This window comes from Massilia putida (genome assembly GCF_001941825.1).
Classification (GTDB): Bacteria; Pseudomonadota; Gammaproteobacteria; order Burkholderiales; family Burkholderiaceae_D; genus Telluria; species Telluria putida.
This window is the reverse complement of sequence record NZ_CP019038.1, coordinates 895,346-908,730: the sequence shown is the minus strand read 5'-3', so window position 1 is coordinate 908,730 and position 13,385 is coordinate 895,346. Positions and strand designations below refer to the sequence as shown.

9 protein-coding genes are annotated in these 13,385 nt (G+C 67.7%); 1 reads left to right on the top strand and 8 read right to left on the bottom strand.

What is annotated here, in order from left to right; all coding sequences use genetic code 11:
- Window positions 1-190: 190 nt before the first annotated feature.
- A complete protein-coding gene (locus BVG12_RS06350; RefSeq protein WP_075791689.1) occupies window positions 191-3,154 on the top strand; it encodes a TonB-dependent receptor in 2,964 nt (987 codons plus the stop codon).
- A gap of 155 nt (window positions 3,155-3,309) precedes the next feature.
- Here BVG12_RS06350 and BVG12_RS06345 read toward each other — a convergent pair whose 3' ends face one another.
- The 8 genes from BVG12_RS06345 to kdgD all read right to left on the bottom strand — a co-directional run bounded on the left by BVG12_RS06345 (window position 3,310) and on the right by kdgD (window position 13,264).
- A complete protein-coding gene (locus BVG12_RS06345) occupies window positions 3,310-4,350 on the bottom strand; it encodes a DUF4380 domain-containing protein (RefSeq protein WP_075791688.1) in 1,041 nt (346 codons plus the stop codon).
- Between the two features lie 51 nt (window positions 4,351-4,401).
- Entirely contained in the window at window positions 4,402-5,109 is a 708-nt protein-coding gene (locus BVG12_RS06340; RefSeq protein WP_075791687.1) for an ABC transporter substrate-binding protein, read from the bottom strand.
- A 6-nt stretch (window positions 5,110-5,115) separates the two neighbouring features.
- On the bottom strand, window positions 5,116-7,326 hold the full coding sequence (locus BVG12_RS06335) for an NADP-dependent malic enzyme (RefSeq protein WP_075791686.1): 2,211 nt from the start codon (window positions 7,324-7,326) through the stop codon (window positions 5,116-5,118).
- A gap of 251 nt (window positions 7,327-7,577) precedes the next feature.
- Window positions 7,578-8,198 (bottom strand): flavin reductase family protein, encoded by a 621-nt coding sequence (locus BVG12_RS06330; protein ID WP_179966253.1) that lies wholly within the window; start codon window positions 8,196-8,198, stop codon window positions 7,578-7,580.
- Between the two features lie 134 nt (window positions 8,199-8,332).
- Window positions 8,333-9,220 carry an SMP-30/gluconolactonase/LRE family protein gene (locus BVG12_RS06325; RefSeq protein ID WP_075791684.1) on the bottom strand — a complete coding sequence of 296 codons (888 nt, stop codon included), beginning with the start codon at window positions 9,218-9,220 and terminating at the stop codon, window positions 8,333-8,335.
- Window positions 9,213-10,604, bottom strand: a complete 1,392-nt coding sequence (locus tag BVG12_RS06320) for an MFS transporter (protein ID WP_075791683.1) — start codon at window positions 10,602-10,604, stop codon at window positions 9,213-9,215. The genes BVG12_RS06325 and BVG12_RS06320 overlap by 8 nt, the downstream gene beginning before the upstream one ends.
- Before the next feature lie 144 nt (window positions 10,605-10,748).
- The gene (locus BVG12_RS06315; RefSeq protein WP_075791682.1) at window positions 10,749-12,329 is read right to left on the bottom strand and encodes an aldehyde dehydrogenase (NADP(+)); all 1,581 of its coding nucleotides are present in this window, start codon (window positions 12,327-12,329) and stop codon (window positions 10,749-10,751) included.
- Between the two features lie 23 nt (window positions 12,330-12,352).
- Window positions 12,353-13,264: a 5-dehydro-4-deoxyglucarate dehydratase gene (gene kdgD, locus BVG12_RS06310; RefSeq protein WP_075791681.1), complete on the bottom strand. Its 912-nt coding sequence runs from the start codon at window positions 13,262-13,264 to the stop codon at window positions 12,353-12,355.
- Window positions 13,265-13,385: the final 121 nt, after the last annotated feature.

The window sequence follows — 13,385 nt, the reverse complement described above, 5'->3', positions numbered from 1 at the left end:
CGAGGGCAATAAATATAGCGTGGAGACAAACATGCGGACCCATCCGTTTATTCCCCGTTTATTTCAATCGCGACGCCATCTTTCGTATTGAACGATTTCGCGGCCGCCGTATTGGGGCCGTATTCAGCAGCAGTCGTAACCAGCCCCGCCCGTTGAAGCGGGGCGCCTCAAACAGAGCACAGGAGACACCATGATTCGATTCAAGAGAACCGCGATCGCCGTGGCAGCCGGCCAGATCGCACTGCTCGCCGGCGGTGCCGCGCTGGCGCAGACCGACGCCGGTCAGAACGCGTCCGGCGCCAACGTCGTCGTCGTGACGGGCCAGCGCGCAGCCCTGCAGTCGGCGCAGAAACTCAAGCAGAACGCCGACGAGGTGGTCGATTCGATCGTCGCCGACGACATCGGCAAGCTGCCGGACCGCTCGGTGACGGAAGTGCTGCAGCGCGTGGTCGGCATCACGATCGACCGCACGATGTCCAAGGGCGACCCCGAGCACTATTCGGTCGAGGGCTCGGGCGTGAACGTGCGCGGCCTGTCCTATGTGCGTTCGGAGCTGAACGGTCGCGATTCGTTCTCCGCGAACGGCGGCCGCTCGCTGAACTTCGAAGACGTGCCGCCGGAACTGATGGCAGGCGTCGACGTCTACAAGAATCCGTCGGCGGAACAGATCGAAGGCGCCGTCGGCGGCCTGGTGAACCTGCGTACCGCGCTGCCTTTCGATTTCTCGGGCCGCAAGTTTGCTGTGTCGCTGGACAAAACCTACTCGGAGCTCAAGAAGGGCAAGACGTCGCCGTCCGGCTCGGTCATGTTCTCGAACCGTTGGAAGACGGGCTTCGGCGAATTCGGTGCCCTGATCGACCTCGCGTATTCGGAAAGCGGCACCCGTACGGACGCGTTCCAGGTCGAGCCGTATTATCCGCGCAGCGAGGTGGTGTCCGGCAAGACCGTGTGGATCCCGAAGGGGTCGCAGTGGCGTACGCTGGAATTCAACCGCAAGCGCGAAGGTGCCTACGGCGCCCTGCAATGGAAGAAGGATGCGACGCTGAGCTCCTCGCTGACGTTCTTCAAGTCGCGCTACAAGATGCATTGGGACGAGCAGGCGATCTTCGCCCAGTCCAGCCCCTACAACATCAAGGTGAGTCCCGACGCCACCTTCGATTCGAAGGGTGCGCTGCTGACTGGCACGCTGACCGATCCGGCCGACAACGGCATCAATTTCGGCGCCGACACCCGTTCCGCGGACCGCAAGTCCGACACCACCGACGTGGCCTGGCACATCAGCTGGCGTCCGAACAGCGACTGGGCGTTCGACACCGACATCCAGCACATCCGCGCGACGACTTCGAGCTTCGACTCGACGGTGGCGACCGGCATCCAGATGCCGTCCGAGACCATCGATCTGCGCGGCGACGTGCCGACGCTGTCGTTCACCGACGCGCAGCGCGCCTACCTGGCCAACCCGGCCAATTACTACTGGGCGTTCACGATGGAGCACCAGGACCGCAGCCATGCCGGCGAATGGGCCTTCAAGCAGGATGCCAGGTTCACGTTCGACCATCCGGTCCTGCGCGACATCCGCTTCGGCGTGCGCTTCACCGACCGCAATGCGGTGACGCAGAACTCGAACCCGAGCTACAACTGGGCCGCCGTGTCGCAGCCGTGGCAATTGGGCTGGGATATCAGCAAGCTCGCCTACCTGGGCGATCCGCGCTTCGCGAACGGCATCCAGGTCCACTCGTTCAACAACTTCTTCAACAACAACACGTCGGTGCCGGCGCTGGTGTTCCCGAACGTGGCGCTGACCACCGGCTACCCGGGCACGTACGCGACGCTGCACAGTTATCACGACATCCTGTGCCATGAGCAGAACGGCCCGAACGGCAACTGCGCGGCCTGGAAACCGGCGACCTTCGGCACCGATCCTGCCGGCACGAACGACCAGAAGGAACGCACGGGTGCCGCCTTCACGCAGCTGCGCTTCGGCTTCGACGACCTGAAGTATCCGATCGACGGCAATGTCGGCCTGCGCTACGTGAAGACGCAAATGACGGCGCACGGCTACACGACGTTCACCCCGGCCACGCAGACGCCGGCCGGCGTCCCGGTGTTCACGGCGTTCGCCAAGAAGCAGGACTTCAGCAACGACTACAACAACGTGTTGCCGAGCCTGAATCTGCGCATGAAGGCGTCCGACAAGCTGCAGTTCCGCCTCGCGATGGCCACCGGTATCTCGCGTCCGGACTTCACCGACCTGCAGGGCTACACGACGCTGTCGCAGAACGTGGACAAGAACACCGGCCAGGTCACCTACACGGGTACCGGCACGGGCAATCCGAACCTGCGCCCCATCCGTTCGCACCAGTTCGACCTGACGGGCGAATGGTACTTCGCCCCGACCGGCTCGCTCACGCTGGCGCTTTTCAACAAGCAGCTGAAGGACGTGATCATCAAGCAGTCGTACGGCTATGACGTCGCGGACACGACCGGGAAGGCGTACACGTACACCGTGACCGGTCCGGTGAACGGCGCGGACGGCCATGCGCGCGGTGCCGAGATCGCGTACCAGCAATACTTCGACAAGCTGCCGGGCTGGTTGTCGGGCTTCGGCGTTCAGGCGAACTACACGTACGTGGACAGCAAGACGGACCTGCACCGGCCGGTGCACGCCGTGTACTGCTCGGGCGGCAATACGGCCGACAACTTCAACCTGAACCTGAACGGTTGCGACGTGGACGGCAAGACGTTCGGCGATCTGCCGCTGATCGGCCTGTCGCGCCAGTCGTACAATCTGGCGCTCCTGTACGACAAGGGCCCGCTGTCGGCGCGCCTGGCGTGGAACTGGCGCTCGAAGAACCTGCAGAACGTGAACGTCAACGGCACGCAGGGCACGGACGGTACCGATACCAACCCGAACAGCCCGACCTTCGGCCAGCACAACGTGGCCTGGGCGCTGCCGACGTGGGCGGACGGCTACGGCCAGCTGGATGCGTCGCTGTTCTACAACTTCACGCCTAACCTGTCGTTGGGCCTGGAAGCGCAGAACCTGACCGATTCCAAGGCCCGCCAGCTGATGCAGCAGGGTATCGGGTTCAAGGGCCGCGCATGGTTCGTGTCGGGTCCGCGTTATACGGCCAAGATCCGCTACAGCTTCTAAGCAGACCACGTCGTCCCCGCGAAAGCGGGGACCCATACCGAGCCGCAGAATCCGTATGTCGGGGCACCGCGATACTGCTGGTGCCCCGGCATTGGAAACTCAGCATGGCGGGGTCGCGCCGGTGGCGCTATCCCGCCCGCGCGGGGGATGGCGTTTTAGATGCCCTCCAACCCCAACTCCTTCGCATGCGAGCGCAGGAACGCCACCTGCGCGGCCCGCGTATCCGGCCCATCGTAGGGCAGCAGGGTCCACAGCTCGGACGCCTGCATGTGCCGCCCCGGCGCCAGCGTCACGTACGGCGCGTGCACTTCCATCTCCATCAATCCCTTCTCCGGTGCCTCCGGCTGCCAGTCGTTGTACAGCTCGATCTGGCCCTGGTCCGGATGGATGGCCGCGCGCGGCTGGTGCGCGAACTGGATCACCAGCACCTGGCCCTTGTGGAAGCCCGCCATCCAGCCGCTCGATGGCTGCAGCAGCATCTTGCCGTTGCGGTGCGGCCGGCCTTTGCCGGCCGGGTAGGCGTCGAGCGAGAACAGGCCGTCCGCCAGCGTCCACGTCAGCGGCACCATGTCCGGCTTCGGTTCGATGGCCTGCTGGCGCACGTCCTCACTGCGCGCGACGGGTACGTACACGCGCGTGTCCCCGTGGGCGCGCGTGTTGAACCAGATGTCCCACGCCACCTGTGCCTTGCGCACGTTGGCCGCGTCGACATCCAGGCGCAGGCTGTGCGGCTTGCCCGGGACGAGGCTGTAGCGCTTGACGAGCTGCAGGCCGTTGACGGGGCTGGCCGGGCTCGCGAGCGTGACCGCGTCGCCGCGCTTGTCCTCGACCTTGTAGCGGGCGAGGCTCAGCCACGGGTCGGGCGGCCAGGGCAGGCCGGCGCGCGCCGGGTTCACGTCCTGGTGCGACCACCATTCCTTCTGCGGGCCGACCCAGATCTCGTGGCCGAGCCAGCCGACGTTGTCCGTCGTGGCAGTGACGGGCGCGTCGGGATCGCCGGCGTTCGTATCGAGCTTGAGAAAGCTGGATTTTCCCGCCAGCGCGAACGACAGCAACCGCCCGCCGATGGCGTCGGTGAGGGTCGCGCGCACGGTGCCGTTGTCGAGGGTGAGGAGGGGGAGATCGGCCGCCTGTGCGGCGGCCGAGAGAGCGCAGGACAGGGCCAGCGCCGTAGCGGTTCGGGTTGGAGTGGGCATAAGCTGTCGGGTCTTGTGAAATCGGTTTCAGACCGACAGCTTAGCAAAGATTCACCCGGGCGGGGCGACGGATGCGCCTTCGATTCCATGGCGGGCCAGCGCGGCCGCCACGAAGCCGCTCGCCTTCATCTCCTCGACGAACGCGGCGAGGAAGGCAGCCGCTTGCTCGCCGCGTGACTTCGGCACGCCCATCGCCTGGCGGATGACCATGAAGCGGCCATCGAGGAGGCGCAGGCCGGCTCGGCCTCGCGCATCCGCTTCCAGTTGCTGGCGTACGCCCGCCGCCACGTCCGCGTCTTGCTCGAGGAAGACCGGCACGACGGCGGGCGAGGAGGGCGCGCGCACGATCTGCGCGTGCCGGAGGTGCCGGGTCAGGAACAGGTCGTAGGCGCTGCCCTTGCCGACGACGACGCGGTGCGCCGCCTGGTCGACGTCGTCGTTGGCGCGGATGGGCGAATCGTCCCGCACGAGGTAGCTGCCCTCGATCAGCACGTACGGCGCCGTGAACGCGATGTCGGCGCCGCGCGCGGGGTCGATGGCGAAGAAGCCGATGTCCGCGCGCTCGTTTGCGACGGCATCCACCGATTTGCCGGCGGTGTCGACGACGACGAGGTCCAGTTCCACGCCGAGCCGCCGCGCGAACTCGCGGGCGAGGTCGACGGAGACGCCGCCCGCGCCGCCGTCACCGACCGCGTGCGCCAGGATCGGGTTGCCCAGGTTGATGGCGGCGCGCAGCCGGCCGGTCGGAGCGAAGGCCATCGCCGGTCAGGCTTCGGCGACAGCCAGCGCCGTCATGTTGACGATCCGGCGCACCGTCGCGCTGGGGCTCAGGATGTGCACCGACTTCGCGGCGCCCAGCAGGATCGGGCCGACCGTCACGCCCTTGCCCGACGTGACCTTCAGCACGTTGAACAGGATGTTGGCGGCATCCAGCGACGGCATCACGAGCAGGTTGGCGCTGCCGCCGAAATCGTCCCGCATCTCATTCTTCTGCCGGTAGATGCTCCGGATGTCTTCCGACAGCGCGGCGTCACCGTGCACTTCGCCCAGCACCGGCAGTTCCGGCGCCGTTTGCGCGAGCAGGGCGCGCGCGTCGCGCATGCGCTGCGCGGACGGGCGCTGCGACGAGCCGAAGATCGAGTGCGACACGAGCGCCGCCTTCGGCTCGAGGCCGAAATGGCGCATCTCCGTCGCGGCCAGCTTCGTGATCGCCGCCAGTTCCTGCGCCGACGGGTTGTCGTTGACGTAGGTGTCGGTGATGAACAGGGTCATCTTGTCGAGCACCAGCGCGTTCATCGCAGCCAGCACCTCGGCGCCCGGCGCGAGACCGATCTCGTTCTTGACGTGCGCCAGGTGGCTGTCGTAGCTGCCCTGCATGCCGCAGATCAGGGAATCCACTTCACCCGCGTTCAGCAGGCGCGCACCTTGCAGCGTGGTGTCGCCTTCCGCTTCCACCAGCGTGTAGTCGACGCCCGCCTTCAGGCGCAGGCCGGACTGCTTGATCGCTTTTTCGACTTCCGCCGCGCGGCCGATCAGCACGGGCTTCGCGAGGCCCTCGTCGACGACGGTCTGCACGGCGCGCAGGACGCGCGGCTCGCTGCCGTCCGCGTAGGCGACGCGCTTCGGCGCGGCCTTGGCCTTGGCGAACACGGGCTTCATGAAGAAGCCGGTGTGGTAGATCATCTCGCCCAGCTTGTCGCGGTAGGCATCCATGTCGGCGATCGGACGCGTGGCGACGCCCGACGCTTCCGCGGCCTTGGCGACGGCCGGCGCGATGGCGGCCATCAGGCGCGGGTCGAACGGTTTCGGGATGATGTAGTCGGGACCGAAGTTCAGGTCCTGGCCGGCGTACGCGGCGGCGACGGCGTCGTTCGCTTCCGCTTCGGCCAGTTCGGCGATCGCGCTCACGCAGGCGAGCTTCATCTCGGTCGTGATGCGCGTGGCGCCGCAATCGAGCGCGCCGCGGAAGATGTACGGGAAGCACAGTACGTTGTTGACCTGGTTCGGATAGTCCGAACGGCCGGTCGCGACGATGCAGTCCGGACGGGCGGCCTTCGCCACTTCCGGCCGGATTTCCGGTTCCGGGTTCGCGAGCGCCAGGATGACGGGGCGGTCGGCCATCGTCTTGACCATCTCGCCCGTCAGCACGCCCGCGGTCGAGCAGCCGAGGAACACGTCGGCGCCGTTGACGATGTCGGCCAGCGTGCGTGCGCTCGTGTCCTGCGCGTACCTGGCCTTGTTGGCTTCCATGTTCGCTTCGCGGCCCTGCCAGATCACGCCCTTCGAGTCGGTGACGTAGACGTTCTCGCGCTTGACGCCCAGGCTCACCATCATGTCGAGGCAGGCGATGGCCGCCGCGCCGGCGCCCGACGCCACCAGCTTGACGGTGCCGATGTCCTTGCCGACGACCTTCAGCGCGTTCAGCAGCGCGGCGCTGGAGATGATGGCGGTGCCGTGCTGGTCGTCGTGGAAGACGGGGATGTTCATGCGCTCGGACAGCTTCTTCTCGATGTAGAAGCATTCCGGCGCCTTGATGTCTTCCAGGTTGATGCCGCCGACGGTCGGCTCGAGCATCGCGATCGCGTCGATGAGTTTATCGGGATCGTTCTCGGCCAGTTCCAGGTCGAACACGTCGACGCCGGCGAATTTCTTGAACAGGCAGCCTTTGCCTTCCATGACGGGCTTGGAGGCCAGCGGGCCGATATTGCCCAGGCCCAGGACGGCGGTGCCGTTCGAGATCACGGCGACCAGGTTGGCGCGCGACGTGTAATCGGCGGCGGTGGCCGGATCGGCGGCGATTTCCTCGCAGGCGTAGGCGACGCCGGGCGAATAGGCGAGCGACAGGTCGCGCTGGTTCGACAGGGGTTTCGTCGCCACGACCTCGATCTTGCCGCGCACGGGGCTGCGGTGGTATTCGAGCGCGTCGGCGCGCAACTGGGTGTCTTTAGCCTCGTTCAGGCTGCTTTCGGTAGTCATTGTTTCTCCTATGCCGCTGTGCGGACGATGTTATGTATTCGATGCTGGTGTCCCGCAGCGCGGCAGGGACCGCGCGGGGGACGTGTGCCGGGACGTGCGCCGCATTCCGAATCCGGCCCGCGCGGTGTGGATGGCCGGGGCACTGCGCGCGCTTCTGGCGCTGGCGCGAACGGGGGCACCGTCGTCGACGGCGATACGCGATCATACGTGATCGCGGCGGTTGTTGCTTAGCTCGCCAGATATTCGGTATATCACTGCGGCCTGAACATGCGGAAGAGCTGGTCCGGCCCGACCTCGAAATAGTCGGCCGGCCCGCCGCCGCGCAGGATGTGGCCCGCGCGCGCCGTGTCGTAGACGCCGTCCCTGAGCATGGCCCGGGCGATGTGCACGCCGACGACTTCGCCCAGCACGAGCCAGCTCGGCGCCGGCTGCCCGTCCGCGCCGTGCAGGCGCACGACCTGGGTGAGCCGGCATTCGAACGAGACCGGCGCCTCGGCCACGCGCGGCACGTCGACGAGGCGCGACGCGGCGGGCGTGAGGCCGGCCAGCGCGAACTCGTCGACGTCGGGCGGCACGGCCGCGCACGTGGCGTTCATGCGGTCGGCGAGGGCGCGCGTGGCCAGGTTCCAGCAGAACGCGCCCGTTTCCTCGACGTTGCGGACGGTGTCCTTGTAGCCGATGCTGGCGAAACCGACGATCGGCGGCGTGTAGTTGAACGCGTTGAAGAAGCTGTACGGCGCCAGGTTGAGGATGCCGGCGCGGCTGCGCGACGAGATCCAGCCGATGGGGCGGGGGCCGACGATGGCATTGAAGGGATCGTGCGGCAGGCCGTGGCCGGCGCGCGGTTCGTAGAAATGGATGTGGTCGTTCATCGGCGACACGATACCGCATCGGCGCGGGCCGCGTTGCCGGACAGGCCGTCTTGCATCATTATGCAACTAACCGACATGTGCCGTCGCGTGTAGGGTGGACGGCGCTGCCGTCCACGCGTTCAACCACCGTATGATCAGCCGGCAAACGCCACCTCGGCGACCCCACGCGCCCCCGGCCGCACCAGCAACACCGCCCCCGCCAGCGCGTCGTCCTCGCGCCCCGGCTGCACGATCGACGTCACGAGCAAGGTATCCAGCTCCGCCCCCCCGAAGCACGGCATGGACGGCTTCGCGACAGGCAGCGCCAGCTCCCGGTCCGGCTTCCCGTCCGGCGTGAACCGCAGCAGGCTGGAACCGTCGTTCCCGGCGACCCAGTAGCAACCGTCGCTGTCCATCGCCGCGCCATCCGGCCGGCCCGCGTACGCGGCCATGTCGACGAACAGGCGCCGGTCGTGCGGCACGCCCGCGTCGACGTCGTAATCGAACGCCCACACGCGCCGGCGCGTCGGATGCGAGTCGGACAGGTACATCGTGCGCCCGTCCGGCGACCACGCGAGGCCGTTTTGCGTGACGAGGCCGGAAACGAGCGGCGCCGACAGGCCGTCCGTGTCGTAGCGGTACAGGCGCCCGATGGGCAGCGCCGCGGCCATGTCCATCCACATCGTGCCGCTCCAGAAGCGGCCCTGGCGGTCGGTACGGCCGTCGTTGAAGCGCATGCCGGGCGCCAGTTCGGGCGGCGCGGCCAGCCGCTTGGCGCGCACGGTGCCGTCATCCTGCAGGTCGACGGCGAAGATGCCCGTCTCCATGCCGGCGATCAGGCCGCCCTGGGCGCGCGGCGCGATACAGGCCACCATCTCGGCCGCCGTCCAGTGGCGCGTCGCGCCGGTCGCGTGATCCAGGCGCCAGATGCGGCGCGCGGGGATGTCGACCCAGTACCAGGCCTGTTCGAGCGCGTGCCACACGGGGCTCTCGCCCACGGCGCAGCGCACGCCGCGGACGTGTTCGACGACGGCCTCAAGCATGCGCCAGCTCCTCCGGCAGCCGGGCCGTCGCTTGCGCCGGCACGAGCGTCTTCATGATGGCCCAGGCCAGCAGGTATGCCAGCGCGCAGAACGCGAACATGATCATATAGCCGGTCTGGATCTGGCCTTGGGCCCCGTAATAGTCGAACAGCCTGCCGCCCACCTTCGTGACGAGCACGCCGCCGATGCCGCCGGCCAGGCCGCCGATGCCGACGACGGACGCGACGCAATGACGGGGGAACAGGTCGGACGTGATCGTCAGCAGGTTGGCCGACCACGCCTGGTGCGCGGAGGCGCCGATGCCGATCAGGATCACGGGCACCCAGTAGCCGAGGTGGCCCAGCGGCTGCGCCAGCAGCACGACGAGCGGGAAGAACGCGATCAGCAGCATGGCCTTCATGCGGCTGTCGTATGGCGCGTGGCCGTGGCGCATGAAGCGCGACGGCAGCGCGCCGCCGCCGATGCTGCCGACCATGGTCATGCTGTACAGGACGGCCAGCGGCAACACGAGGCTCGAGGTCGCCATGCCGTATTTGTCGGTCAGGTATTTGGGCAGCCAGAAGAGGAAGAACCACCATACGCCGTCGGTCAGGAATTTGCCGACGACGAACGCCCACGTCTGGCGCAGGCCGAGCAGGGTGCGCCAGCCGGGCGCGGGGCCGGTGAAGGCCACCGGCGCGGCGCCCAGGTCGTCGCTGCGGATGTACGAGAGTTCGGCCTGCGACAGGCGCCGCTGGCGTGCCGGTTCGTCGAACAGGAAGGCCCAGAACACGACCCACAAGAAGCCGATGGCGCCGATCCAGATGAACGCCGCCTGCCAGCCCCAGATCGCGGCCAGCACGGGCACGGTCAGCGGGGCCAGGATCGCGCCGATGTTGGCGCCGGAATTGAAGATGCCGGTCGCGAACGAGCGCTCGGACTTGGGAAAGTATTCGGCGGTCGCGCGGATCGCGGCGGGGAAGTTGCCCGCTTCGCCGATCGCCAGGATCGTGCGCGCGACGATGAAGCCGACGACGGAGGCCGGCACGGCGAGGCCCAGCATGGCCTTGACGCCGGCGCCCAGTTCGATCGAGTACGCGTGGGCGATGGCGCCGCCGGACCAGATGACGATGGCGAGCGTGTACGCGGTCTTGGTGCCGAGGCGGTCGACGATGCGGCCCGCGAACAGCAGGGCGATGGCATACATGAACTGGAAGGCGGCGGCGATGTTGGCATAGTCCGTGTTCGACCAGCCGAACTCCTTCGACAGTGACGGTGCGAGAAGGCTCAGCACCTGGCGGTCGAGGTAGTTGACGGTGGTGGCGAAGAACAGCAGGGCGCAGATGGTCCACCGGAAGTTGCCGCCGGCGTGAGCCGCGGCGTCGCTCGTGCGATTGTGAGTCATGGTCAGGCCTTGTATTTGGTTGTGCCGACTTGTGCGCGGCCGGTGTCTCCCCCGGCCGTTGCCGCAGCCGCCGCGTGGGCGGCTGCGGCGGGCGACCGGCACATGGTACCAGCCACCCGATGCTGCTAAATGTCTACAAATTGATTATTTCGCGCTCAGCAGGGCGCCGTCCACCATGCGCGCGAGGCGTAGCGGATTGTCGTCGCGCAGCTCGGCCGGCAAGAGGTCGGCCGGCACGTCCTGGTAGCACACCGGACGCAGGAAGCGGTCGATGGCGGTGGCGCCGACGGACGTCGAACGGCTGTCCGACGTGGCCGGGAACGGGCCGCCGTGCACCATCGCGTGCGACACTTCGACACCGGTCGGGAAGCCGTTGAACAGCACGCGGCCCGCCTTGCGCTCCAGCGTCGGCAGCAGGCCGGCGGCCAGGTCCCGATCAAGCGAGGTCGCGTGCACGGTGGCCGTCAGCTGGCCTTCCAGGTGGCGCGCGACGGCCTGCATCTCCGCCTCGTCGCGGCAGGCGATCAGCAGCGATGCCGGGCCGAAGATCTCCTCGTCCAGCGCCGGGCTGGCCATGTACGTGGCGGCGTCGGTGGCGTACAGCGCGGCCTGCGCGGCGCAGCCGGTGCCTTCCGCGCTGCCCTGTGCGACCAGTTCCACGCCGTCGATGCCGGCGCGGCGGCCGACGGCGTCGACGTAAGCCTGGTGGATGCCGGCCGTGAGCATCGTGCCCGCGCCCTTGGCCGCCAGTGCTTCGGCGGCGGAGGCGCGGAACGCGTCCAGTTCTTTGCCGGCCAGGCCGATGACGAGGCCGGGATTGGTGCAGAACTGGCCGACGCCCAGCGTCAGCGAATCGACGAAGGCGCTGGCCAGCTTCGCGCCGCCCGCGGCGAGGGCGCCCGGCAGCAGGAACACCGGATTGATGCTGCTCATTTCGGCGTAGACCGGGATCGGTTCGTGGCGCGCGTTCGCCGTGCGCACGAGGGCGAGGCCGCCCTGGCGCGAACCGGTGAAACCGACGGCCTTGATGGCGGGATGCGCGGCCAGCGCCTGGCCGGCCACGCGGCCTTCGCCGATCAGCATCGAGAACACGCCGTCCGGCATGTCGCAATCTGCGGCCGCCTGGCGCACGGCCTTGCCGACCAGTTCCGACGTGCCCAGGTGGGCGCTGTGCGCCTTCACCACGACGGGGCAGCCGGCCGCCAGCGCGGACGCGGTGTCGCCGCCGGCCACGGAGAACGCGAGCGGGAAGTTCGATGCGCCGAACACGGCGACGGGGCCCAGCGGGATCTTGCGCATGCGCAGGTCGGAACGGGGCGGGGTGCGCTGCGGCAGGGCCGAATCCAGTGTCGCGTCGAGGAAGTACCCGTCGCGCACGACCTTGGCGAACAGGCGCAGCTGGTTGCAGGTGCGTCCGCGCTCGCCTTCCAGGCGGGCCGTGGGCAGGCCCGACTCGGCGCAGGCGCGCTCGATGAGCAGCGGGCCGATGTCCATGATGCGGTCGGCGATGGTTTCCAGGAAGCGCGCGCGCTGCTCGAGCGACGTGGCGCGGTAGGCGTCGAACGCCTGTTCGGCGAGCTCGCACGCGGCCGCGACGTCCTGCTCGGTCGCGAGGCCGAATTCCGGCTCCATATTGCTGCGGGTCGCCGGGTTGAAGGCACGCGTCGTGCCGGCGGCGCCGCGCACGGTGCGGCGGCCGATGATCATTTCACCTTGGATGGTCATGTGGTGGTCTCCGATACCGCTGGTTATTGCGCGCCTTGCGCGACGATCAGTTTGTGCAGCATGTCGCACTCCTCGGCCGTCAGGTCGGTCAGCGGCGCGCGCACCGGGCCGCCGTCGTGGCCCACGAGGCGGGCGCCGGCCTTGACGATCGACACGGCGTAGCCGGCCTTGCGGTTGCGGATCGCGAGGTAGGGCAGGAAGAATTCGTCCAGCAGCCGGTTCGTCGTCGCGTGGTCGTCTTTCGCGATCGCGTGATAAAAATCCATCGCCAGTTGCGGCATGAAGTTGAACACGGCCGACGAATACACGGGCACGCCCAGCGCTTTATACGCGGCGGCATAGACTTCCGCCGTCGGCAGGCCGCCCAGGTAACTGAAGCGGTCGCCCATGCGGCGCCAGATCGACACCATCAGTTCGATGTCGCCGATGCCGTCCTTGAAGCCGATCAGGTTGGGGCAGCGGTCGGCCAGCTTCTCCAGCGAATCCGGCGTCAGGCGGCATTGCGCGCGGTTGTACACGACGACGCCGATATTCACCGATTTGCAGACTTGTTCCACGTGGGCGACGAGGCCGTCCTGGCTCGCTTCCGTCAGGTAGTGCGGCAGCAGCAGCACGCCCTTGGCGCCGAGGCGTTCGGCTTCCTGGGCGAACGCGATGGCGCTGCGGGTCGGGCCGCCGGCGCCTGCGAGGATGGGCACCTTGCCGGCGCAGGTGTCGACCGCAGTTTTGATCACTTGCGAATAGTCGTCGTGCGTCAGCGAGAAGAATTCGCCCGTGCCGCCGGCCGCGAACAGGGCGGTGGCGCCGTACGGGGCGAGCCATTCCAGGCGTTCGATATAGGTGCTGGGACGGAAGTTGCCTTCGGCGTCGAAGTCGGTGATGGGGAAGGACAGCAGGCCGGACGAAATGACCTGTTTGAGTTCTTGCGGGTTCATGGAAGCTCCAATGATGGGGGGCGGTTCGACGAGATAATCTCTCTACAATTGTCAGTCATCGTACAAGTGCGTCGCCAAAAGGGCAAGTGGAAAATTCGCCCGGCGCGGAAGACATCGCTTG

Coding starts and splice junctions, on each gene's coding strand:
- BVG12_RS06350 (WP_075791689.1), top strand. CDS start 191: ATGATTCGATTCAAGAGAACCGCGATCGCCGTGGCAGCCGGCCAGATC.
- BVG12_RS06345 (WP_075791688.1), bottom strand. CDS start 4,350: ATGCCCACTCCAACCCGAACCGCTACGGCGCTGGCCCTGTCCTGCGCT.
- BVG12_RS06340 (WP_075791687.1), bottom strand. CDS start 5,109: ATGGCCTTCGCTCCGACCGGCCGGCTGCGCGCCGCCATCAACCTGGGC.
- BVG12_RS06335 (WP_075791686.1), bottom strand. CDS start 7,326: ATGACTACCGAAAGCAGCCTGAACGAGGCTAAAGACACCCAGTTGCGC.
- BVG12_RS06330 (WP_179966253.1), bottom strand. CDS start 8,198: ATGAACGACCACATCCATTTCTACGAACCGCGCGCCGGCCACGGCCTG.
- BVG12_RS06325 (WP_075791684.1), bottom strand. CDS start 9,220: ATGCTTGAGGCCGTCGTCGAACACGTCCGCGGCGTGCGCTGCGCCGTG.
- BVG12_RS06320 (WP_075791683.1), bottom strand. CDS start 10,604: ATGACTCACAATCGCACGAGCGACGCCGCGGCTCACGCCGGCGGCAAC.
- BVG12_RS06315 (WP_075791682.1), bottom strand. CDS start 12,329: ATGACCATCCAAGGTGAAATGATCATCGGCCGCCGCACCGTGCGCGGC.
- kdgD (WP_075791681.1), bottom strand. CDS start 13,264: ATGAACCCGCAAGAACTCAAACAGGTCATTTCGTCCGGCCTGCTGTCC.